The sequence below is a fragment of the Alicyclobacillus pomorum DSM 14955 genome (assembly GCF_000472905.1).
Classification (GTDB): Bacteria; Bacillota; Bacilli; order Alicyclobacillales; family Alicyclobacillaceae; genus Alicyclobacillus_A; species Alicyclobacillus_A pomorum.
In genome coordinates this window covers 266,866-288,305 of the sequence record NZ_AXAR01000002.1, presented here as the reverse complement: position 1 = coordinate 288,305, position 21,440 = coordinate 266,866, and the positions used below count along the sequence as shown (strand labels likewise).

Here is a 21,440-nt window from a genome sequence, read left to right as displayed (position 1 = left end):
GTCACTTCGCCCGAATCTCGTACTGCTTGCCCAGAATGGTGATTTGGTCGCCAGGGTACAGCTTTCGTCCCCTGCGTTGCTCTGGTTGACCGTTCACCAACACCTGCTCATCCTCGAGAAATCCCTTGACTTCACCGCCACTGCTTACGATGTCCGCCATTTTTAGCAGTTGTCCGAGCGTGATATAGGGGGTGTAAATTTGAACGTCCAATCTCTCACCTCCGGCGCCCGCGGAATTCAGATTCAGTACGGCGTCCACACAACATGTATTCCAGACGATATCGTTGCTCTCACACGCTGTGTGGGGCGCTGTACCGCAACTCAGCAGAGCGCCTACCGCATTAACACAGGTGAAATCAACTGTAATCCGTTTTCGTTCCCTACCTCACGGAATGTGAAAGGTTGATTCCATCCGTTAAACCGAACGTTGATTTCATCGGCCGACATGGCCTTCAATGCGTCGAGAACGTACTTTGCGTTGAAAGCAATGGACATGTCTTCGCCTGTTTTTGATGTTGCTTGAACGCTTTCCGAAACGTTGCCGATTTCGGGAGAACTTGAAGACAAGACGAGGGTATTGTCCGTCAGTTCCAAGCGCACCATGTGATTGTCTCTGTCGCGTGCAATCAGCGCAGCACGGTCGATGGCATCTGTAAGTTCTGCCGCTTTCACTGTCACGTCCGTTTTGGCAGAAGTCGGAATGATGCGTGACGTGTCTGGATATGTTCCCTCAATCAGCCGAGTGTAGAAATAGGTGTCATCAATGATGAACAAACTGTGGCTGTTGGTGAGCTGCACCGTGATGGGACGTTCGTCGTCTGGAAGCAGCTTTGCCAGTTCTCCTAAGGATTTGGCAGGCAGGATGGCGTTCCACTCCTGACCCTCAGGCGTGTTGACAGATACGGTACGAGTAGCCAGGCGCAAACCGTCTGTTGCCGTGAAGGTCATCTGGTTTTCTTTACATACCACGTGAATCCCGGTGAGGATGGGACGCACTTCCGAGTTGGCTGCCGCAAACGCAGTGGTACGGATGAGTTCCTTCAGGAGATCACTGGCAACTTGGATGGATTGCGCACCGTGAAAAACGGGCAATTTTGGGAACTCCGCTGCATCAATGCCATGCAAGTGAAACTCGGCTTGTCCGGATCGGATTTCCGTCATGTAGTTGTTGTTCACTCGAATCCAAACTTCCTGACCAGGGAGCTTGCGAATCACGTCTGCGAAATAGCGGGCAGGGAGCACAATGGAGCCCTCATCGACAATGTTCAACCCGGTGTCTTCACTGGCAATCACTTTGTCTTGTATGCCCAACTCCAAGTCGTACGCGGTGGCTGTCAGGGTGTCTCCCTTGGCTTGGAGGAGGATACCCGTCAAGACCTGTTTTGTGGTGCGTACTGCGACGGCTTTCGACACGGTCTGAATGGTTTGCAGCAAAGACGATTGACGAATAGAGAATTTCATGAATGGAGGAACCCCTTCCCGCATAAGCATGATTAACATCCAGGAATGAATCCATGTAAATTCGCCGTCAGGCGAAGAATGAATCGTTGTCCTTTATTAGCATATATGTTTTTGAGTTACATAAACATAGTAGTAATAGTAATAGGCCATGTGCGTACTGTGGACAAGTTGGAAAGATCGAGAATTGATGAGATATCCACAGTGTGGATAACTTGTGCACAAATCATGCGAAACTTGTGCCGTTATACACAGAGCGTGGCCCACAGATGCTTCTCTGGTTGAATTCTGATTAATACAACGTCCGAATTGCTTCCGCCAGCCGTTCCACGGTCGACTTGAGCGAAGGGTCTTTGGCCATTTCCTCAGCCACCTTTTCACATGCGTGAATGACGGTGGTGTGATCCCGTCCACCAAACGCATCTCCAATCTTAGGTAGAGATAAGTCGGTTAGCTCTCGTGTCAGGTACATGGCAATTTGGCGAGCAAACGCAATGTTCTTGGTACGCTTTTTCGCTTTAAGTTCGTCCACTTTGAGACCAAAGTGGTCACCGACGACCTTTTGAATTTGACTGACGGTAATCACTTTTGGCCTGTCAGCAGAAATAATGTCTCGCAAGGCCTGTTCAGCGAGGTCAATCGAGATATCCTGATTGACCAATGAAGAATACGCCATGACGCGGATCAGCGCACCTTCCAACTCGCGGATATTGGAGTTGATCTGCGTTGCAATAAAGTACGCGACTTCCTCGGGGACCTGTAATCCATCCGATTTTGCCTTCCGTTGCAGAATGGCAATTCGCGTTTCCAAGTCAGGTGGCTGAATATCTGTAATGAGTCCCCACTCGAACCGGCTGCGCAGTCGGTCCTCCAAGGTCGGAATTTCCTTAGGCGGTCGGTCACTGGAGATGACAATTTGTTTTCCAGCCTCGTGCAACGCGTTAAACGTGTGGAAAAATTCCTCTTGCGTCTGCTCCTTTTTCGCGAGGAACTGGATGTCGTCAATCAGCAGGACGTCGATGGACCGATAACGGTTGCGAAACTCTTCCGTATAGTTGTCGCGTATGGCATTGATAAACTCGTTGATGAACCGCTCTGAAGATAAGTACAGGACTTTCGCGTGCGGAGTATGGCGTAACACGTAATGGCCAATGGCGTGCATCAAGTGGGTCTTTCCTAGACCTACGCCGCCGTAGATAAACAGCGGGTTATAGGCTTTCGCCGGTGTTTCAGCCACAGCGAGGCTGGCTGCGTGCGCAAAACGATTGCTGGCTCCGATGACAAACGTCTCAAACGTGTATTTAGGATTGAGTGGATGTGTGGGGCCGGCGGCGTTTCCTGACTCTGGTAATTGAGTCTCGTTGGTCTTTTCATTTGAATTTTCAGTAGATTCGGTAGATACAGCGAAATGCACGCTAAATTCGTGTTCTGTCAGTGCGGTCAAGGCGTTTTCAATCACGCGCGTGTAATGTTTTTGCAGCCAGTTGCGCGTAAACGAGTTCGGCGCGTGCACCACCAGCCGATTCGTTTTCTCGTCGTAAGAGGCAATGCGGGTACCGGTGAACCACGTTTCAAAGGTGGGGCCGCTCATGCGCTCCTTCATCATCAACAAAACTTGTTCCCAGATTTCGTTGAAAAACCGAGAGTCAAATGCAGTCGTCATGGCAGTAAATGCGGACCTCCTGAGCTGCAGAAAGGTTGCGCAGCATGTGTAGGTCTTGTCGATAATCTGTGGATAAGATGACGTTGATAATTCCCTTGTCCCGACAAGACGTGACGAAATTTGTCGCTGCTTGCGGTGTGAATAATGTGGATAACTGTTCTGGGAGTTGTGCACAGAAACACAAGGATGTGTGTAAAGTTATCCACAGCATGTGGATAGTGTTGTGGATGAATTCCACTTATACACAAGCTGGTGCCGTGTAGCAACGCCAATCATAGCAGATATAACAGGGAAAGTGCAATGATGAGATCGATTTATCCACAATTTTCACGTTGTGCAAAAACGGTTTTGCAGAAGTTGTTCAGATGTGAATAACTCTGAATACGGGTGTGGATAATGTCGCGGGGTGTCGAAACTTGGTGTTGAAGTGGTTGTGGATATTTGATGGTGACTGAACACGGGGTTCCGTTGACAATTGTCGGGGCGCTTCAGTATAATGGCAGGCAGTGTCTGTTGATTGAAGGGAGGGTGGCCGCACATGCAACCGACGTATAAGCCCAATACGCGGAAACGGAAGAAAGTGCACGGCTTTCGTAAACGTATGAGCTCCAAGAATGGACGGAAGGTATTAGCCGCTCGCCGCAGGAAGGGACGTAAGGTCTTGTCGGCGTAACAGCGCCTGACATGGATCTTCCACATAAGAAAGGGCAAACCCGGTTCTTCGCATCTGGCGGGGAACGGGTTTGTTTCGTTTTATGAGTTATCCATGATATGTTATAGGTACGATTTGCCTATGAGAGGGCGTCGACGTTGCAATCTATATATCGGTTGAAAGAAAACAAGGACTTTCGGCGGGTATTCACTCGTGGAAAATCGGTCGCGGGTGGACAGTTTGTATTGTATTGGTTAGAAAACAAACGCACACCATATTTTCGCGTGGGTTTTTCCGTGAGCAAGAAGGTTGGAAATGCTGTGGTTCGGAATCGGCTGAAACGGCGTTTGCGCGCGTGTTTTCATGAGTTGACTCCGCAACTGGTAGAGACGCATATGGATTTCGTGGTAGTCTGTCGGAAGTCGGCAGCGGATACGACATATGAAGAAATGCGTACAGAATTATCTCGACTACTCCGTAAAGCGAAGATCATGGTATGATGGTCCCTAGGAGTTGGTGAAAGATTCGTTACGTGTTGATGAGTTTGATCCGTCTCTACCAGGTCGTCATATCTCCCCTTTTTCCACCGCGATGCCGGTTTGTGCCGAGCTGTTCGCAGTATGCGTTGGAATCTGTACGCCGATACGGAGCGTTTCGCGGCGGATGGATGTCGTTGAAGCGACTCATCAAGTGTGGACCTTGGCACGAAGGTGGATACGATCCTGTACCCACAGATAAGTAGGAGGAATCGTCGATTGGACTTGCAACAAACATCGAATTCAAAGTGGTTGTGGGGGATCAGTGGCTTCCTCATGTTAACCTTATCCGGGTGCTCGATGTATCCGAGGAAGCCCGGTGAATGGCCGTCTGGCGCTTGGGGAGATGCCCTGCAGTTTGTGTCGCGTACGATTGACTTTTTTGCCAATCATTTATGGGGCAATTACGGTCTGGCGTTGCTGGTAGTGACCGTGATTGTCCGTATCTTGGTGTTGCCGTTCATGGTGAAGCAAATCCGCCTGTCGAAAATGATGCAGCAGATGCAGCCGGAGTTGCAGAAAATTCGGTCCAAATACAAAGGCGACAACCGAAAGATTCAGGAAGAAATCATGAAGTTGTACCAAGAGACCGGTGTCAACCCGATGGCGGGTTGCTTCCCAATGCTGATTCAGTTGCCCATTTTGTACGCACTATTTGGGGCGATTGAGGGGAATGTCGGTCTGTTCCACAGTACATTCCTGGGGATCTTCAAGCTGGGTCAACCAGATCATTATTACATCTTGCCTTTACTTGCCGCGATTACGACCTATTTGTCGTCCCGTGTGACGATGGCGTCAACTGACCCACAGCAGAAGATGATGTTGTTCATCATGCCAGTATTTATTTTCTTAATTGGCAGCCGGTTCCCGGCAGGTCTGGCGTTGTACTGGGTGTACACCAACATTTTCACTGCAGTGCAGACATATTTCATCCGCGTGCGGCCTATGCAAAGGGAGCGCGCTGAGGGGAGTTAATTCGGTCCAGTCGGTCGCGTAAGAGGGGATTGCGATGAAGAAAGTAATTGCCACAGGACGTACCGTTGATGACGCAGTGACATCCGCACTCGTCAAACTAGGGGCGACCCGGTCCCAAGCAAGCATTCGCGTCCTGCGCGAGCCAGTCAAAGGTCTGTTTGGCATTATTGGCGCAAAGGATGCAGAAGTAGAAGTGTCCATTCGCCTCTCACCAGAGGAAATGGCGCGTGAATTTTTGCAAGGGACGTTGCGGAGGATGGGGATTGAAGCTCGGATTCGAACGCGTATGGGCGAAGAAGAAGGGAAATCCCTGTTGCACGTGGAGATTGTCTGTGATGAAAATGATTTGCCTGTGATCATTGGACGGCACGGTAGTACATTGGAAGCGCTTCAATACCTTTCGAACGTAGTGGTAAACCAAGGTCAGGAAGGGTACTTGAAGGTCGTGGTGGATGCTGGCGATTATCGCAGGCGGCGAATGGAAGGGTTGCAGCGGATGGCGGACAAGGCCGCGTTGCGCGCCGTGCGCATGAGGCGCCCGGTGGCAATGGATCCAATGTCGGCGTCGGACAGAAAGTTTGTCCACACGTATCTGCAGGAGCGAAGCGATGTGACGACGTCCAGTGAGGGTTCCGAACCCAACCGGAAGGTCGTTGTCGTGCCTCTCGTACAATCTGGACCGTCAAAGGGTGTTTCTGCAAAGTAAAGTGTGTATAGTATGGGTAAGTATCCACCCTTCTCTACGGAGAAGGGTGGTGTTTCTGTACTTCAGAGATTTTTAGAACGCAAGTGACATTTGGTCGAGCTGAACGACTCGTGGAATGTTGTTAAATCACTACATATGTGCAAGGGGGGGGGACACGGTTGCTCACACAGGAGGATACGATTGCCGCCATTGCGACTTCGCTCGGTGAAGCGAGTATTGGTGTTGTACGAGTGAGTGGAGATGGTGTAAAAAATGTGGCGTCTAAGGCGTTTCGGCTGAGAAACGGCGCTGTTCCAAAGTGGCACGATACCAGGCGCCTGTATTACGGACAGGTGGTGGATCCGTTCACCGGAGTTCAAATTGACGAATGCATCCTGTTGTGGATGCCAGGACCCCGGAGTTATACAGCGGAAGATGTGGTTGAATTTCAGGTGCACGGGGGTATCCGTGTCGTTCAGATGGTGCTGGAAGCTGTGTTGAAGGCAGGCGCAAGACTCGCTGAACCCGGGGAGTTTACGAAGCGGGCTTTTTTGAACGGACGGATTGACTTATCTCAGGCGGAAGCTGTCATGGACCTGATTCGCGCAAAAACGGATTTGGCGAGCCGGTCGGCACTGAGCCAGGTCAACGGGCGGTTGAGCGAGCGGATTCGTGCGCTTCGCAAAACGTTGATTGAGTTGCAAGCACACGTGGAAGTCACCATTGATTATCCGGAGCATGATGTGGAAAGTGTCGCTTGTGCGCAGGTGGTCGACACCGGATGTCACCTGTTGACTGAGATTGAGGCAATGATTGAAAATGCAGAGGTCGGTCAGATCCTCCGGGAAGGGGTGGTGACCACCATCGTGGGCCGCCCAAACGTCGGTAAGTCGTCCATTATGAACGCGTTGTTGCGCAGGGACAGGGCGATTGTGACTGACATTCCCGGTACAACGCGAGATGTGCTGGAAGAGTATGTGAACGTGCGCGGGATTCCGTTCCGACTCGCAGATACGGCCGGAATACGCGACACCGCAGATGTGGTCGAAAGAATCGGCGTAGAGAAATCGCGGCAAATGGTTCAGTCTGCCCAGTTGGTATTGCTGGTGCTGAATCGGAACGAACCGTTGACTCCGGAAGATGTACAATTGATGGAGGAAACTGCAAATGTGCCGCGGATCGTGGTGTTGAACAAGATAGATCTGCCGGCGGCGTTGGATATCTCAGATATTCGGTCCCGTGCAGGGGAGTCGCCGGTGGTAGAGATTTCTGCAAAAGAGGCAGAGGGTCTGGCGGCATTGGAGGAAGCGATGGAGAAGTTGGTCATGGGGGGAATGGCCGACAGGGGCGATATCAGTTACATGACCAACGCCCGACAATCTGAGCTGCTTCGAGCGGCACGCGAGGATCTGGTTGCCGCTGTGGATGCTGCGCGGGCCGGGGCGACACTGGACATCATCGCTGTCCAGTTGCAGTCGGCGTATGCGGCGCTTGGGCGCGTGATTGGTGAAGAAGTCGGGGAAGATCTTCTGGATGAAATCTTTTCGAGGTTTTGTCTGGGGAAATAATGCTCAATCGAATCAAGTGAGGCGAAAATGCATGAGGTTTTTCAGCGGCGAATACCAAGTAATTGTGATCGGAGCCGGACATGCCGGATGCGAGGCTGCCTTGGCTGCCGCGCGCATGGGTTGCAAGACGCTGTTGCTGACCATTAACCTCGACACCATCGCGTACATGCCGTGCAATCCTTCGATTGGTGGCCCGGCCAAAGGGATTGTAGTCCGCGAAATCGATGCGCTTGGTGGAGAAATGGCACGCAACATCGACCACACATATATTCAGATGCGGATGTTGAACACGGGCAAAGGGCCTGCAGTTCAAGCGTTGCGCGCGCAGGCGGACAAAGCGTTGTACGGCTTGAACATGAAATACACGCTGGAGAACCAGCCAAACCTCTCGTTGAAGCAAGGCATGGTAGAGGAGATTCTCACCGAAGGTGGACGGGTCAAAGGGGTAGTGACGAAAACCGGTGCGGAGTACCATGCGCGTGCGATTGTCCTCACGACAGGAACCTATCTGCGCGGGAGAGTCTTCATCGGCGACGTGTCATATGAGAGTGGTCCGAATGGGCAGATGCCAGCCATCAAACTGACGGACAGTCTGCTGGATCTGGGCTTTGAGTTGGTGCGCTTTAAGACTGGCACGCCGCCGCGGGTGAACCGCAACTCCATCAACTTTGACCACTTGATTGTCCAACCAGGGGACCCCGAACCGCAACACTTTTCTTTCGATCCGGACGTGCCCCCTCGTGAACAGGTCCCGTGTTGGCTGACCTACACGAATGAACATTCGCACGAATTGATTCTGGAGAACCTGCACAGAGCGCCCATGTATTCTGGAGAAATCAAGGGCACAGGACCTCGGTACTGTCCGTCCATCGAGGATAAAGTCGTGCGTTTTCGTGAGCGCCCGAATCACCAGGTGTTCTTGGAACCGGAGGGAAAGCGTACCGCTGAGTGGTATGTTCAGGGGTTGTCGACGAGCCTTCCGGAGGATGTCCAGTTAGCGGTCTTGCACACGATACCCGGGTTGGAAAACGCCGAAATGATTCGGCCTGGATATGCCATTGAGTACGATGCAATTGTACCTACTCAGTTGTGGCCCACACTGGAGTCCAAATCCATCGAAGGGTTGTTTACGGCAGGGCAGATCAATGGTACGTCAGGTTACGAAGAAGCTGCAGGTCAGGGGATTATGGCTGGGATTAACGCGGCCTGCAAGGTACTTGGACGTGAACCGCTCATATTATCCAGATCCGATGCGTATATCGCTGTGATGATTGATGACCTTGTGACGAAAGGGACCAACGAGCCATATCGCTTGTTGACGTCACGCGCGGAGTACCGCCTACTGTTGCGCCATGACAATGCGGATTTGCGGCTTATGGAGTTCGGTCGAAAGGTCGGTCTGTTACCAGAGAAGCGATACGATGCCATGATGAGAAAGCGGGATGGTATCGCGCAGGAAATCGCTCGGTTGAAACGTACGCGTGTCAAGCCGGCGCAGGCGAACCCGGTTTTGGAGGCGGCTGGATCTCGTCCAGTGGATGATGCCGTAACGTTAGAGCAATTGTTGCGCCGTCCTGAGGTGGAATACAAACACCTCCAGGAGATGGAGGGGGACAGTGCCGATACGTCGCTTGACCCGGCCGTCATAGAACAGGTTGAAATTCAGACAAAGTACTCTGGATATATCCAGAAACAATTGCAGGAGATTGAACGACTGTCTAAGTTGGACCAACGGGTCATTCCAGCAGACGTCGATTTTCACTCCATTCGAGGATTGGCTACGGAGGCACGCCAGAAACTCTCGGCAGTTCGCCCTCATACGGTGGGACAGGCGTCACGCGTTCCGGGAGTCACACCTGCGGACATTTCCATCCTCTTGGTGTACTTGGAGCAGAGAAAGGGCAGGGCGGCAAATGGCTGATGCGTTGACGTTGGTGAAGGCAAACGAGGCGTCGTTCCGGAGATATTATGAGTTGCTTATCGAGTGGAACGAACGGATGAACCTCACTGCCATTACGGATCCACAGGAAGTGTACTATAAACATTTCGTGGATAGTGTTCTGATTGTGGACACGTCGGAATGGAAGCAGGTGGTGGATACACGAGGATCTGTCGCGGATGTTGGCACTGGTGCCGGATTTCCCGGGATACCGCTTGCCATTTGTCATCCAGAATTGTCCTTCGTTCTATGTGATTCGCTGCAGAAGCGCATTCAGTTTGTCCAGCACGTCTGTGCAGAATTAGGTTTGAAGAACGTCCATGCGGTGCACGGTCGAGCTGAGGACTTAGCCCGTGATTCGGAGTTCCGAAACAGGTTCGACGCGGTGGTTTCCCGTGCGGTGGCGCGATTGAATGTACTTGCGGAGTTCACTTTACCCTTTGTGAAAACAGGAGGATTTGTGTTTTCCTACAAAGGTCCACACGTGGACGATGAGATGGCGGATGGAGAGCGAGCTGCGCACGTGCTCGGTGGGCGAATCGCTACGACGTACGTTCGAGCATTGCCTGGGGAATTTGGTGAGCGAACCATCGTTGTCATGGTCCAGGACAAGCCCACGCCAAAAGCATACCCTCGGAAGCCGGGAACGCCGAAGAAACAACCACTGTAGGTGATTGTCGAATTGTGCTGAACCGATAGATCCTTTGTCAATGGGAAGGATTCGCTGCTGTCGGCGTTGAACAACTGTTGTCGTGGAAGACTCCGTGCAGACACCGTAGGAACGAATTGAGGGGTATAGATGGCTATGCGTGAAGCTTGGGGTAGACTGCTTGGGTCTCGTGATGGTGGCGACGAGTCGAACGTGGTCCAGATTGGTGTTGACGAGATTGTATCCAACCCGTATCAGCCGCGTACGGTGTTTGACGAAAACAGTATTCAGGAACTGGCCAAGACCATTCAGACGCATGGGATCATTCAACCGATTGTTGTGAGGCGGCAAAAGGGGCACTATGAGCTGATTGCGGGTGAGCGAAGGTGGCGTGCGGTCAAGTCGCTAGGGTGGCGTACGATTCCTGCGATTGTACGAGTCATGAATGACGCCCAGACTGCCTCGGCCGCACTCATCGAGAATCTCCAGCGAGAAGGACTCACCCCGATTGAAGAAGCTGTCGCGTACCAGCAATTGTTGGAGTTGCACGGATTGACACAGGAGAGTCTTGCACAGCGGCTTGGAAAGGGTCAATCGACAATCGCCAACAAATTGCGGTTGTTGAACCTGCCGGAAGCGGTTCAGCAAGGTCTGTTGGCGCGTCAGATTACGGAGCGTCACGCTCGAGCTCTCCTTGCGCTGCCCAGTGAGGATCTTCAGATCAAATTGTACGAGGAGTGCGTGGAGCGGGGCTGGAACGTCAAGCAAATGGAAGAGCGGGTGAAAGGCATCCTCTCGAAAATGCAGGAAGGGACTCGGAGAAAGCCACGCAAACGCGGGCTCTCCCGAGACGTGAGACTAGCCGTGAACACCATTCGTCAGTCGTTGGAAATGATTCAACAATCGGGTCTAACGATTGAATGTCAGGAGAACGACGACTCAGAGTTCTACGAATTTGTCATACGGGTTCCTAAAAAATAGGACCACGTTTTTCATTGGTTACATGAAATCATCATTGTCATGTGTATTGAAGATATTCATACTGAAATTCCAAATCGTTCGCGAGATGTAGTGGTGTTTCACCACTGTCATGGCATTTCGCAAAACGCTCATATAGATACCATTCACACCGGCGGCCCAGGGATGGTGCCGTCGCTTCTTTTTCACCAATCAGGGTCATTTCTTCTGTCTACGAAATTCCGTGGATGGGAAAACAATCAGGTGTCCACGCACTTCGTCATTTGGAGTACAATGTTTGTTAGCAAATCGGGACGAAGTAGGCACCGGGTTTAAGGAGGATGCATCAGTGGCCAGTGGTCGAGTGATAGCAGTTGCGAACCAGAAAGGCGGCGTCGGTAAGACCACAACTGCGGTCAATCTCGCGGCGTGTATAGCAAACTTGGGAAAAAGAGTTCTGTTGATTGATATTGATCCGCAAGGCAACACGACTTCTGGAATCGGCGTAAACAAGGCAGATGTGCGTTACTGCGTATATGACGTCATCATTAATGATGTACCGATACAGGAAGCGATTTTGCCCACTTGTGTCGACAATCTATCTGTATTGCCTGCGACGATTCAGCTTGCAGGTGCAGAAATTGAACTTGTTCCTACGATATCTAGGGAAGTTCGGTTGCGCCGCGCCATTCAACCGATGCGACAGCAGTTTGAATATATCGTCATTGATTGCCCTCCCTCACTCGGTTTACTGACGGTCAATGCGCTGACGGCGGCGGATTCTGTGTTGATCCCGATTCAGTGCGAGTATTACGCGCTGGAAGGTTTGAGTCAATTGCTCAACACCATTCGATTGGTACAGAAGCACCTGAACACGTCCTTGGAAGTGGAGGGCGTGTTGTTGACGATGTTGGACGCGCGCACAAATCTAGGAATTCAAGTCATTGAAGATGTGAAGAAATATTTCCGGGATAAGGTGTACCAAACCATCATTCCGCGAAACGTTCGGTTGAGTGAAGCGCCGAGTCACGGCCAACCAATTATCTATTATGACCCGAAATCTAAAGGAGCGGAGACCTATATGGATCTCGCGAAGGAAGTGGTAAAGGTTGAATAAGCGGGGACTCGGAAAGGGACTGGAGGCACTTCTTCCACAGTTAAACGTTTCGGAGTCGGACGCTGTTGCCCACTTGGATGTGCGTGATCTCAGACCGAATCCCTATCAACCAAGGCAAGATTTTAACGAGGAAAAGCTGCAGGAACTGGCAGATTCCATTCGCGAGCACGGTATCATTCAGCCCTTGGTGGTTCGCAAGAGCAGCATTCGGGGTTATGACATTGTGGCGGGGGAGCGCCGCTTTCGTGCCGCACAAATGGTTGGACTCACCACTGTGCCTGCAGTTGTGCGCGAGTTTAGCGACGTCGAATTGATGGAAATTGCCGTGATTGAGAATCTCCAGCGCGAGGATCTCAATGCGATAGAAATCGCCGAAGCTTATGCTCAGTTAATGAATAAGGCACAGCTGACACAAGAGCAGCTTGCCAAGAGGGTGGGACAAAGCCGAAGTCACGTGGCCAACATGTTGCGGTTGTTGCAACTGCCTAGACAGGTTCGTACACTTGTTTCACGTGGAACATTGTCTATGGGTCATGCCCGCGCACTGCTGGCAGTGGAGGACGAGAAAAAGCAGGCGGAGTTGGCCGAAAAGGTTGTAAAGGAAGACATGAGTGTACGGAAACTGGAATCACTCATCTATTCTCCGAAAAAGAATGTTTCACGTGAAACAGTACCTCAAAAGAACGTCACGCACATTAAACACTATGAAGAACGACTTCGCACGTTCCTCGGTACACAGGTAAGAATTCATCAGGGAAAGAAACGGGGTAAGATTGAAATTGAATATTTTTCGCCGGACGATTTAGAACGTATTCTCAATCTGTTTTCCAATCTTCATTAGAAGGTGGTGACCCGCGTGTTTTTACTTGGCAGTCTGGTGAACGCGGGTGCCATTCTGCTCGGTTCTGCGGTAGGTCTGATCATTCCAAAGATGCCAGACCGAGTACAGGAGACCACGATGCAGGGGTTATCACTGGCTGTGGCTCTCATCGGACTCGATATGGCGCTACACGATAGCCAAGATGTCATGTACATCATTCTGAGTCTCGTGATAGGTGGCTTGATTGGTGAATGGTGGAACGTTGAAGGAGCACTCCTTCGAATGGGTCAAGCCATTGAAACGAGGACGCGTCAGTGGCAAACTGGCCAAGTCGTGGAGGCATTTGTCACAGCCAGCCTGGTATTTTGCATCGGTGCCATGGCCGTTGTGGGCGCGATTCAGAGTGGTGTGAGCGACGTTCACAAGATCCTTTACGCCAAGTCTCTGTTAGATATGGTCTCCGCGACTATCTTTACGACCACACTCGGCGTAGGCGTGGCGATTGCAGCAATCCCTGTGTTGCTGTACGAAGGACTGATTGCCACCATCTCGCACTTCGCGGGCGCTGTCTTACAAAACCCTTCGGTCATTGCATGCATGACCGCGACCGGTGGACTGCTGATTGTTGGGATTGGTATCAACCTCATGGGTTTGAAAAGAATCAACGTCGGCAATTTACTTCCGGCCATGTTGGTGGCGCCAACCTTGAAATGGGGCGTACCTACGGTGTTGTCTTGGTTGCACCTGTAGCCAGTCCGTATCTTTAGTGAAATTTGGATGGCAAGGATAGAAGGGGGTTACAGATACTAAGCGATATCATGGCGCACCGCGAGTGGCTGCCATCGCACGTGTGTGAAATCAGAAGGGTGCAACAGATTTTGAAAAGGCCTAGGAACAGAAACGGAGAGGGGAACCATGCCATACTTTCAACAGTATCAACTTTATGTGATTGCCTTATCAGCAATCATCTCCATCATCGGATTTGTACTTGCTCTGGTTGCCGTATTCGCCAACGGCGCATTGAAGCGACGTTTGAAAAGGTGGAAATCCATCCGAGCTACTGCGGACCTCGAAGAGGTCTATGACCGCACCGTGAAACAGGTGGAACAATTGCGCCAGGAACTTGGGGGAACGCGTCAGATCATTGAACAACTGCAGGAGCAAGTTCGGAGTAAAGTGTCGACGGCCAGAGTGATGAGGTACAACGCGTTTGCCGAGACCGGCAGCGACTTAAGCTTTTCTGTGGCTTTGTTAGACGACAATGGCGATGGGGTCGTGATATCTTCCATTTACGGCCGAGACGAATCGCGTACATATGCAAAACCTGTGAAGGCCGGGACGTCCACCTACACACTGACAGATGAAGAGTTACAAGTGATTCGTGGAGACCATGAAAAGGTTGAGTCGAGGCGCAGCGTGAACGTATGAGGCGTTTACACTTCATTGTGAATCCGGCCGCAGGACGAGGCCGTTCACTGAAAACATGGTCGAAAATTGAAGCATACTTGAAGCAACATGAGCGATTTCGCGCGGTGCCTTACACTGTTGCGTACGACGTTCAGGACGAGATTCCCGCAGACGACGACACAGTGCTCGTTGCAGTGGGCGGTGATGGGACTGTGCATCGAGTGGCTCAAGTCTCCATTGCTCAAAACCGCCCACTGGCGGTGATTCCTGCCGGCACAGGGAACGATTTTGTCCGCAATGTGGGGATTCCAACCTCGTTGGACGCTGCCTTACTTACTGCGATGTCCCAACCGATACGACGGCTGGACGTTCTCCAGGTCAACGACGGTTGGACGGTGAATGCATGCGGGTTTGGATTGGATGCTGACGTTGTCCACCATGTTGAACAGAGTCCAAAAGTGAAGCGACTTGGCAGATTGGCCTATGGCATCATCATGCCGAAAACCTTGTATCACTATCGTCCGTTTGCAATGGAGTTGGTTGTGGATGGACAATCGTTTGCATTTCATCACGTTTCCCTAGTGGTGCTCTCCAATGGACGGAGTATTGGTGGTGGAATGCAAATCACACCGCACGCCGTAATGAACGACGGACGGTGTGACATTTGTATTGTGTCTGACCTGACGAAATTCAGTCTCCTGAGACTTTTCCCTTCTGTATACCGTGGACAGCACATCCGTCATCCTGCTGTTACCTTTTTTCAAGGGCAGGAGGTACGCATTCACTTTCGCAACACAGCCAGACGTAGTGAATTTGACGGTGAAGTGGGAAGGACCTATGAAGAAATTACAGCGACTGTGCAACCGGGCGGCCTGCGCGTGATTACACCGGCAGAACTCTAGCTGCGCATGGCCTGTGAAATGCCCAATCGCATGTTGCGGCGAAACAAACCATTCCTGATGGCTTCCACGACAATGTCCGTCATTTTCATCACAATGCCGAGTCTCGTATTTTGTAACACAAAGTACTCCATAAATCCCGACACATTGACGACCCCGGTCACGGTGAAATCCCCAAACTCCGGCAACGTTTTCTTCACACCTGCTCCCGGCCGCAAAGGCCCACGTTCAACGATGATCTGTCCGACGTGGTCAAACTTCCCCAAACACGCGTCAACCGCGATGACGAACGGGTTCTCCTTGTGTGATTTGGCGATGTATTCAAGTGTTGCGGCCAAGTTTACCGCATGAACAGGCTCGTCCAACGTGCCGTACACTTTCGCGCCCACTACAGAGTACAACTTGGACCCAATGATGGGACCGAACGAATCCCCGGTCGACCTGTCGGTGCCGACGCAAACAATGACGACTTCACGACGGCCAGCCGATTCAAGGAGACTATCCATTGCACGACTGAGTCTTTCTACCGCGTCGTCGTCGTCAAATGAGACGCGGAACGCAGGAAACTCGCCGCTGGTACCGCACACTTCGGAAGATTGAACGTTGTCCACTCCGGAAATCCTCCTAACTCGGAATATTCCCAGTATACGTAGGCGTACCATCAACTATACCTGTGTGTTTGTCCGCTCAATTGAGTGTAGACATAGAAGGGGAGACGACATTGATAGACGTATTTTTGCTCGCAGAGATCACGTGGATGGTGGTCTGGTTTCGCAACAAGGGGCTTCGGCGAGCCGTCCTGTACGCCGGGGGGATCATTTCTGCAGGGTACGTGGCTGCAAACCTGACACGGTGGCTGGCCACTGCTTTCATACCCCCAACCAGTTCCGCATTTCATTGGATTCAGTCCCAAATCTCGCTGAATACACAGACAGTTTCTGCACTCTCTCGATTTGTGCCGCCGGAGCCGGCTGTTTCTGGGATAGATCAATTACAGTGGCTTGCCCTTCACATCATCCAAGGCATTCTCTTCGCAGCCATCACCACCGCCATCTTCCTGGCGTTTGTGATTACAGGCTACTTATCGGAAGTGTTGTGGGATGGGCCGAGTACGTTGGACGGAGAGAAAAACAGGATATCCACTGCGCTGATGGGGGCAGGCTGCGGACTATACGTCTGTTTGATGACCTGTTTACTGTTTATCAATTTGGCTTGGTTCAAGGGACTTCCGCTCTTGTCCGGCATGCTCCAGCATTCTGTAGCGGTGAATCTGCTGGCCCAAACCCACTGGCATACGTAAGCCTTATGACTGCTGTGCAAAAACACAGTTACTTTGTCGGGATTCATGGCCCTGTGCTATCATGGAGACGGGAAAGGCAGGAGATAGCATAGTGCAGTACTTACTCGACTGGTATGCAGACTCGCGGAACTATCCGATTGTCACCGTGCTTGGCCACATCATTCTCGTGATTGTCTACTTTATCCTCGCTCGCATCGCCATTCGAATTTCGATTTCAGTCATCAACCGGCTGATGAAGTCCCAGACGATGCGAATGGACGAGCGTCGAAGAAACACGTTGACGTCCTTGCTCGACAACGTGGTGCGTTACCTGATTTACTTCATCTTCGTCGTGGAAGCCCTGACTTCGATAAATATCCACGTTGAGACCTTGCTCGCCGGTGCAGGCATCGCTGGACTTGCCGTAGGATTTGGCGCGCAGAGTTTAATCAAAGATGTGTTGACGGGGTTGTTTATTTTGTTTGAAGACCAATACGGTGTGGGCGACCTCGTGAAAATCAACCAGTTTACAGGTACGGTGCAGAGTATTGGCCTTCGACTGACGCGCATCAAGGCCTGGACTGGGGAAGTCGAAATTATCCCCAACGGTCAAATTCAACAGGTCACGAATTACTCCAGGCACAATTCCATCGCCGTGATTGACATTGCGGTCAGTTATGAAGCAGACCTGAAGCATGCCATGAGAGTGATTCAAATGGCAATGGACCGCGTGAAGGCCGAAAACGACAACATCGTGGGCGATGTACAGATTCAAGGCGTACAATCTCTCGGAGAAAACCATATTGTCATTCGCGTGACGGCGGAGTGTCGCCCGACGACGCAGTACGGTGTTCAGCGCTTAGCCTATCAGCGGGTCAAAGAAGCGTTTGATCAAGAAGGCATTGAAATACCAGGTGCAACGCGGATGATCTGCGTGCAAGCGCCACCGGACAAGGCACACGCCAACGCCGTTTTGGAATCGGCACACACGTCTGAGTCTTGACAACATCGCGATGGGGAACCAAGGGGGGCCACACGATGACCGTGAACTACGCATTGGGAGACACCGTTCAACTGAAGAAACCGCACGCCTGTGGGGCGAACGAATGGGTCGTCATCCGCATGGGCATGGACATTCGCGTGAAGTGTGCGCGGTGTGGGCACAGTGTTCTCATTCCGCGCGTCCGCTTTGATAGGATTGTGCGGAAGTTGCTCAAGCCTGCTGACAGTGAGGGATGATGGATGAACATAAAGACCGCATGTCCACTGGATTGCTGGGACACGTGCAGCATCATCGCACACGTGGAAGGCGGTGTGGTGAAAGACCTCGTGGGCGATCCGGATCATCCGGTCACACGGGGTTTTCTCTGTAACAAGGGGCGGCGTCTGAAAGACCGGATGTATCATCCCGACAGAGTTCTGCACCCGCTGAAAAAGGTAGCCGGCAGTTGGACGAGGATTTCGTGGGAACAGGCACTCCGGGAAATTGCAGATAAAATTCAACATGTCTTAGCGACACATGGGCACCATGCGATTTTGCACGCGTATGACTGGGGCTCAGGTACAGTCCTCAAGAATCTCAATCAACGCTTCTTCTACCTGCTTGGTGGGTGTACGGAGACCGTCGGCAGTTTGTGCTGGGAAGCCGGACTCGAGGCGCAACGCTACGATTTCGGACAAGCGAGAAGTCATGCTCCGAACGATCTCACGAACGCCAGTGGGATTGTGGTTTGGGGGAGAAATGTGAGTGTGACGAACATTCACATGACGCCATTCTTAAAAAAAGCCATCTCGAACGGCGCGAAACTGTGTATTGTGAATCCTTTACCTACCGATCTTCACCCGCGGGCAGATCTCGTCATTGCTCCTCGCCCCGGCACGGACGGTGCTTTGGCACTGGGTGTCCTGAAGCACTGCAAAGACTGCGGCTGGCTGGATGAGACGTTCCTCAGACAGCACGCTGTGGGGTGGGCCGAGTTTTCTGCCTATCTGGACCAGTTCACGCTGGACGTCGTCGAGCAAGAAACGGACGTTCCCATCGAGCACATCGTACGCCTCGCGGAGTTCTATGGTACCACCCGGCCTGTAGCTACGCTTCTCGGACTTGGTATGCAGCGGTACCCAGGGGGAGGCAACGCGATTCGCGCCATTGACGCACTTGTCGCTGCGACGGGCCACGTGGGCATCCCAGGGGGAGGCGTCAATTACGCGAACCGGATGATGTCGGAATTTCTCAATGACAGCGCTCTGACTGCGCGCGATGGTGCAGATGTGCGCGAGTTTTCGCGGGGGCAGCAAGCAGACGAGATTCTCTCTGCCAACCCACCTATCGAGTTGATGTTCGTCACGCGCACCAACCCGGTGACGCAAGTTCCTGACACGGCGAGGCTCCTCGAGGCGTACAAACGTATTCCCTGCATCGTTGTGGTCGATATGTTTATGACCAAGACTGCGGAATTGGCAGACTACTTCCTTCCGTGCACGAGTGTCCTCGAAGAGGAGGACTTCGTGTACTCGACGATGTGGCACAATTACGTGACGTACATCCACCGGGTCTGTGAACCTCGCGGCGAGGCACGACCGGACTGGGAAATCTTTGCGGCACTGGCGGACGAACTGGGATTTGGGGACAAGATGAGGCGTCCCGTGGAGGAGTGGATGAGTCTGGCGCTCCATCCGCTTCGCGAACACGGGATTACGTTGCAGGAACTGAAACAGCAAGGAACCATTCGAGTGCCGACGCCGGATGTCCCTTGGTCTGATTATCAATTCCGCACTCCGTCTGGAAAGTACGAGTTTGTGTCGGAAACGGCGCGTGCCGAAGGACACAGTGGGCATGCCACATATGTGAAACCGAGAGAAATCGGCTCACATGGAGCGCGGTGCGAGGAATCTGGTTCCGGCAGAGCGCGGTTTCCGTACCCCATGCTGACCATTCACCCGAGAGTCTCAGAAAACTCTCAACACCGAGATGCGCCCAACGTTCCACCGATTCCTACACTGGAGGTATCGTCGGCGATCGCAGCAGAGAGAGGATTGAAGCAGGACGGGCTGGCTCGGGTGTGGAATGACCAGGCCGAATTGACAGTTCGCGTAAAAATCAAGGCGGGAGGACATCCCTACACAGTAAAACTAGAGTCTGGTTGGTGGGGACAGGGTATCACGGTGAACCATTTTACGAAGCGTCACAAGGCAGATTTCGGAGACCAGACCGCACAGTATGACTGCACTGTGAACGTGGAGCCCATGACTGCCGAGGAATGACATGAAAAGAGCCCAGGTAGGGCTCAAGATGACATGTCATAAGTTCTACTCCATTACGCGCAGTGCAGAGAAGAACGCGATGGCTTCTTGGGGGACAATACTGTGGCAGCTAACGCCTTTGTCGGTACTTTGCGTAGCCGCAGCTTCCGAATCAAACGGCGGAGCATAACCAACACCTCCTTGCAGAACTAGTTTGCCATAGATGCAAAGTTGTATCCACTCATCTGAATGACCTGAGGTGGATTTGGGCGCGCTCGGCGCCCGTTGTTGCAAAAAAGCGCGCAAGAACCTTGCAAAATCACAAGTTTTCGTACCACGCATCATTGTTTCGTCGTACTACATTCAATATAATGGGGCAAGCAACAAGTTGGAAAGAGGTGCTCGAATGCCACTACAGGCTGGAATTGTTGGACTTCCCAATGTTGGCAAGTCGACATTGTTCAATGCCATCACGCGGGCGGGTGCGGAAGCAGCCAACTATCCGTTTTGTACCATAGATCCAAACGTCGGGGTTGTCGAGGTTCCGGATGTGCGCTTACAAGAACTGGCCAAGATTGTCCATCCACGGCGGATTGTGCCGACGGCCTTCGAGTTTGTGGACATCGCGGGACTGGTCGCAGGCGCGAGCAAAGGCGAAGGCCTCGGAAATAAGTTTCTGGGTCACATTCGCGAAGTTGACGCGATTGTACATGTTGTTCGGTGCTTTGAAAACAGCGATATCACGCACGTTTCGGGCTCCGTGGATCCGATTCGAGACATCGAGACCATCGACCTGGAATTGATTTTATCCGACCTGGAGTCAGTCCAGAAGCGACTGGAAAAGGCCAAGAAAAACATGAAATCCGGGGAGAAAAAGTATGCGGTCGAAGTGGAGGCGCTCACGCGCCTGGCGGCAGCCTTCGAAGAGGGGAAACCAGCTCGGACCGTGGACTTGTCCGATGAGGAGAAGGACGCCCTCAAGGACCTCCCTCTGCTGACAGCAAAACCGGTGTTGTATGCTGCAAATGTTGGGGAAGACGACATCTCGGACCCGGACGCAAACCCACATGTGGTCAAAGTTCGTCAACGTGCAGCAGAGGAAGGCGCTGAAGTCGTCGTCGTCTGTGCGCAATTGGAGGCAGAGATTGCGGAACTCGAGGGAGAAGACCGGCAGGCGTTTCTCAATGACCTTGGTTTAACGGAATCTGGATTGGACAAGCTCATCCGTTCCTCATACAAACTGCTAGGATTGATTACGTACTTCACAGCTGGCGAACCGGAAGTCCGGGCCTGGACCATTCGCCGTGGAACGAAAGCTCCGCAGGCGGCAGGCGTGATTCACTCCGACTTTGAACGCGGCTTCATCCGCGCCGAAGTTGTCTCTTATGAAGATTTGATACAAGCGGGTTCTTACCAAGCAGCTCGCGAAGCCGGTAAGTTTCGCCTCGAAGGAAAAGACTACGTCGTCCAAGATGGAGATGTCATGCATTTCCGCTTTAACGTATAAAGGATTGTCTTGTAGTTTCTAGGCGTACGTGGTATCATGTAGCCTTGGCACGCTTGTTTGTGCCGCACCTGTCCTTGCTCGGTCGG

The 21,440-nt window shown here is 52.1% G+C and carries 23 protein-coding genes; 19 read left to right on the top strand and 4 right to left on the bottom strand.

What is annotated here, in order from left to right; translation table 11 throughout:
- Position 1 precedes the first annotated feature (1 nt).
- From yaaA to dnaA, 3 genes are all read right to left on the bottom strand, one after another.
- Positions 2-211, bottom strand: coding sequence for a S4 domain-containing protein YaaA (yaaA, locus tag YWK_RS0103630; protein ID WP_026963731.1), 210 nt, complete (start codon positions 209-211; stop codon positions 2-4).
- Positions 212-333: 122 nt separating this feature from the next.
- Positions 334-1,461: a DNA polymerase III subunit beta gene (gene dnaN / locus YWK_RS0103625; protein ID WP_026963730.1), complete on the bottom strand. Its 1,128-nt coding sequence runs from the start codon at positions 1,459-1,461 to the stop codon at positions 334-336.
- Between the two features lie 289 nt (positions 1,462-1,750).
- A complete protein-coding gene (dnaA, locus tag YWK_RS0103620; protein ID WP_026963729.1) occupies positions 1,751-3,121 on the bottom strand; it encodes a chromosomal replication initiator protein DnaA in 1,371 nt (456 codons plus the stop codon).
- Between the two features lie 538 nt (positions 3,122-3,659).
- Here dnaA and rpmH point away from each other — a divergent pair.
- From rpmH to YWK_RS0103555, 14 genes are all read left to right on the top strand, one after another.
- Positions 3,660-3,794, top strand: a complete 135-nt coding sequence (gene rpmH / locus YWK_RS21345; RefSeq protein WP_084453451.1) for a 50S ribosomal protein L34 — start codon at positions 3,660-3,662, stop codon at positions 3,792-3,794.
- A 137-nt stretch (positions 3,795-3,931) separates the two neighbouring features.
- Positions 3,932-4,273, top strand: coding sequence for a ribonuclease P protein component (gene rnpA / locus YWK_RS0103615; RefSeq protein ID WP_026963728.1), 342 nt, complete (start codon positions 3,932-3,934; stop codon positions 4,271-4,273).
- A 38-nt stretch (positions 4,274-4,311) separates the two neighbouring features.
- A complete protein-coding gene (gene yidD / locus YWK_RS18150; protein WP_035465947.1) occupies positions 4,312-4,515 on the top strand; it encodes a membrane protein insertion efficiency factor YidD in 204 nt (67 codons plus the stop codon).
- Between the two features lie 13 nt (positions 4,516-4,528).
- A complete protein-coding gene (locus YWK_RS0103610; protein WP_245578501.1) occupies positions 4,529-5,284 on the top strand; it encodes a YidC/Oxa1 family membrane protein insertase in 756 nt (251 codons plus the stop codon).
- A 34-nt stretch (positions 5,285-5,318) separates the two neighbouring features.
- Positions 5,319-5,990: an RNA-binding cell elongation regulator Jag/EloR gene (jag, locus tag YWK_RS18145; protein WP_051375043.1), complete on the top strand. Its 672-nt coding sequence runs from the start codon at positions 5,319-5,321 to the stop codon at positions 5,988-5,990.
- A gap of 158 nt (positions 5,991-6,148) precedes the next feature.
- Positions 6,149-7,537 (top strand): tRNA uridine-5-carboxymethylaminomethyl(34) synthesis GTPase MnmE, encoded by a 1,389-nt coding sequence (gene mnmE, locus YWK_RS0103600; RefSeq protein WP_026963726.1) that lies wholly within the window; start codon positions 6,149-6,151, stop codon positions 7,535-7,537.
- 31 nt (positions 7,538-7,568) lie between these two features.
- The gene (mnmG, locus tag YWK_RS0103595; RefSeq protein ID WP_026963725.1) at positions 7,569-9,458 is read left to right on the top strand and encodes a tRNA uridine-5-carboxymethylaminomethyl(34) synthesis enzyme MnmG; all 1,890 of its coding nucleotides are present in this window, start codon (positions 7,569-7,571) and stop codon (positions 9,456-9,458) included.
- Entirely contained in the window at positions 9,451-10,146 is a 696-nt protein-coding gene (rsmG, locus tag YWK_RS0103590) for a 16S rRNA (guanine(527)-N(7))-methyltransferase RsmG (RefSeq protein ID WP_035465864.1), read from the top strand. The genes mnmG and rsmG overlap by 8 nt, the downstream gene beginning before the upstream one ends.
- Positions 10,147-10,281: 135 nt before the next feature.
- The gene (noc, locus tag YWK_RS0103585; protein WP_026963723.1) at positions 10,282-11,106 is read left to right on the top strand and encodes a nucleoid occlusion protein; all 825 of its coding nucleotides are present in this window, start codon (positions 10,282-10,284) and stop codon (positions 11,104-11,106) included.
- Positions 11,107-11,431: 325 nt separating this feature from the next.
- Complete coding sequence (locus tag YWK_RS0103575; protein WP_026963722.1) at positions 11,432-12,199, top strand: ParA family protein; 768 nt, start codon at positions 11,432-11,434, stop codon at positions 12,197-12,199.
- Positions 12,192-13,040 carry a ParB/RepB/Spo0J family partition protein gene (locus YWK_RS0103570; RefSeq protein ID WP_026963721.1) on the top strand — a complete coding sequence of 283 codons (849 nt, stop codon included), beginning with the start codon at positions 12,192-12,194 and terminating at the stop codon, positions 13,038-13,040. The genes YWK_RS0103575 and YWK_RS0103570 overlap by 8 nt, the downstream gene beginning before the upstream one ends.
- A gap of 15 nt (positions 13,041-13,055) precedes the next feature.
- Complete coding sequence (locus tag YWK_RS0103565) at positions 13,056-13,769, top strand: DUF554 domain-containing protein (RefSeq protein WP_026963720.1); 714 nt, start codon at positions 13,056-13,058, stop codon at positions 13,767-13,769.
- A 165-nt stretch (positions 13,770-13,934) separates the two neighbouring features.
- Positions 13,935-14,447: a DUF4446 family protein gene (locus YWK_RS0103560; RefSeq protein WP_051375040.1), complete on the top strand. Its 513-nt coding sequence runs from the start codon at positions 13,935-13,937 to the stop codon at positions 14,445-14,447.
- Positions 14,444-15,328 (top strand): diacylglycerol/lipid kinase family protein, encoded by an 885-nt coding sequence (locus YWK_RS0103555; protein ID WP_026963718.1) that lies wholly within the window; start codon positions 14,444-14,446, stop codon positions 15,326-15,328. The genes YWK_RS0103560 and YWK_RS0103555 overlap by 4 nt, the downstream gene beginning before the upstream one ends.
- Here the strand turns inward: YWK_RS0103555 and yyaC are convergent.
- The gene (gene yyaC, locus YWK_RS0103550) at positions 15,325-15,936 is read right to left on the bottom strand and encodes a spore protease YyaC (RefSeq protein ID WP_245578500.1); all 612 of its coding nucleotides are present in this window, start codon (positions 15,934-15,936) and stop codon (positions 15,325-15,327) included. The genes YWK_RS0103555 and yyaC overlap by 4 nt on opposite strands.
- A 110-nt stretch (positions 15,937-16,046) precedes the next feature.
- Here yyaC and YWK_RS0103545 point away from each other — a divergent pair, with 110 nt between their 5' ends.
- The 5 genes from YWK_RS0103545 (at position 16,047) to ychF (ending at position 21,354) form a co-directional block, all read left to right on the top strand.
- Entirely contained in the window at positions 16,047-16,625 is a 579-nt protein-coding gene (locus YWK_RS0103545; protein ID WP_026963716.1) for a hypothetical protein, read from the top strand.
- A gap of 91 nt (positions 16,626-16,716) precedes the next feature.
- Positions 16,717-17,607: a mechanosensitive ion channel family protein gene (locus YWK_RS18140; protein WP_169727131.1), complete on the top strand. Its 891-nt coding sequence runs from the start codon at positions 16,717-16,719 to the stop codon at positions 17,605-17,607.
- A gap of 35 nt (positions 17,608-17,642) precedes the next feature.
- A complete protein-coding gene (locus YWK_RS22215) occupies positions 17,643-17,843 on the top strand; it encodes a DUF951 domain-containing protein (protein WP_026963715.1) in 201 nt (66 codons plus the stop codon).
- A 3-nt stretch (positions 17,844-17,846) separates the two neighbouring features.
- Positions 17,847-19,868 carry a molybdopterin-dependent oxidoreductase gene (locus YWK_RS0103530; protein ID WP_026963714.1) on the top strand — a complete coding sequence of 674 codons (2,022 nt, stop codon included), beginning with the start codon at positions 17,847-17,849 and terminating at the stop codon, positions 19,866-19,868.
- Positions 19,869-20,253: 385 nt separating this feature from the next.
- The gene (gene ychF / locus YWK_RS0103525; protein WP_026963713.1) at positions 20,254-21,354 is read left to right on the top strand and encodes a redox-regulated ATPase YchF; all 1,101 of its coding nucleotides are present in this window, start codon (positions 20,254-20,256) and stop codon (positions 21,352-21,354) included.
- Positions 21,355-21,440: the final 86 nt, after the last annotated feature.

What these genes read in the sequence shown, in the direction of transcription:
- YWK_RS22215 (WP_026963715.1), top strand. Translation starts at nt 17,643, where the DNA reads ATGACCGTGAACTACGCATTGGGAGACACCGTTCAACTGAAGAAACCG.
- ychF (WP_026963713.1), top strand. Translation starts at nt 20,254, where the DNA reads ATGCCACTACAGGCTGGAATTGTTGGACTTCCCAATGTTGGCAAGTCG.
- rpmH (WP_084453451.1), top strand. Translation starts at nt 3,660, where the DNA reads ATGCAACCGACGTATAAGCCCAATACGCGGAAACGGAAGAAAGTGCAC.
- dnaN (WP_026963730.1), bottom strand. Translation starts at nt 1,461, where the DNA reads ATGAAATTCTCTATTCGTCAATCGTCTTTGCTGCAAACCATTCAGACC.
- noc (WP_026963723.1), top strand. Translation starts at nt 10,282, where the DNA reads ATGCGTGAAGCTTGGGGTAGACTGCTTGGGTCTCGTGATGGTGGCGAC.
- YWK_RS0103530 (WP_026963714.1), top strand. Translation starts at nt 17,847, where the DNA reads ATGAACATAAAGACCGCATGTCCACTGGATTGCTGGGACACGTGCAGC.
- YWK_RS0103560 (WP_051375040.1), top strand. Translation starts at nt 13,935, where the DNA reads ATGCCATACTTTCAACAGTATCAACTTTATGTGATTGCCTTATCAGCA.
- mnmG (WP_026963725.1), top strand. Translation starts at nt 7,569, where the DNA reads ATGAGGTTTTTCAGCGGCGAATACCAAGTAATTGTGATCGGAGCCGGA.
- yidD (WP_035465947.1), top strand. Translation starts at nt 4,312, where the DNA reads ATGAGTTTGATCCGTCTCTACCAGGTCGTCATATCTCCCCTTTTTCCA.
- dnaA (WP_026963729.1), bottom strand. Translation starts at nt 3,121, where the DNA reads ATGACGACTGCATTTGACTCTCGGTTTTTCAACGAAATCTGGGAACAA.
- rsmG (WP_035465864.1), top strand. Translation starts at nt 9,451, where the DNA reads ATGGCTGATGCGTTGACGTTGGTGAAGGCAAACGAGGCGTCGTTCCGG.
- YWK_RS0103555 (WP_026963718.1), top strand. Translation starts at nt 14,444, where the DNA reads ATGAGGCGTTTACACTTCATTGTGAATCCGGCCGCAGGACGAGGCCGT.
- jag (WP_051375043.1), top strand. Translation starts at nt 5,319, where the DNA reads ATGAAGAAAGTAATTGCCACAGGACGTACCGTTGATGACGCAGTGACA.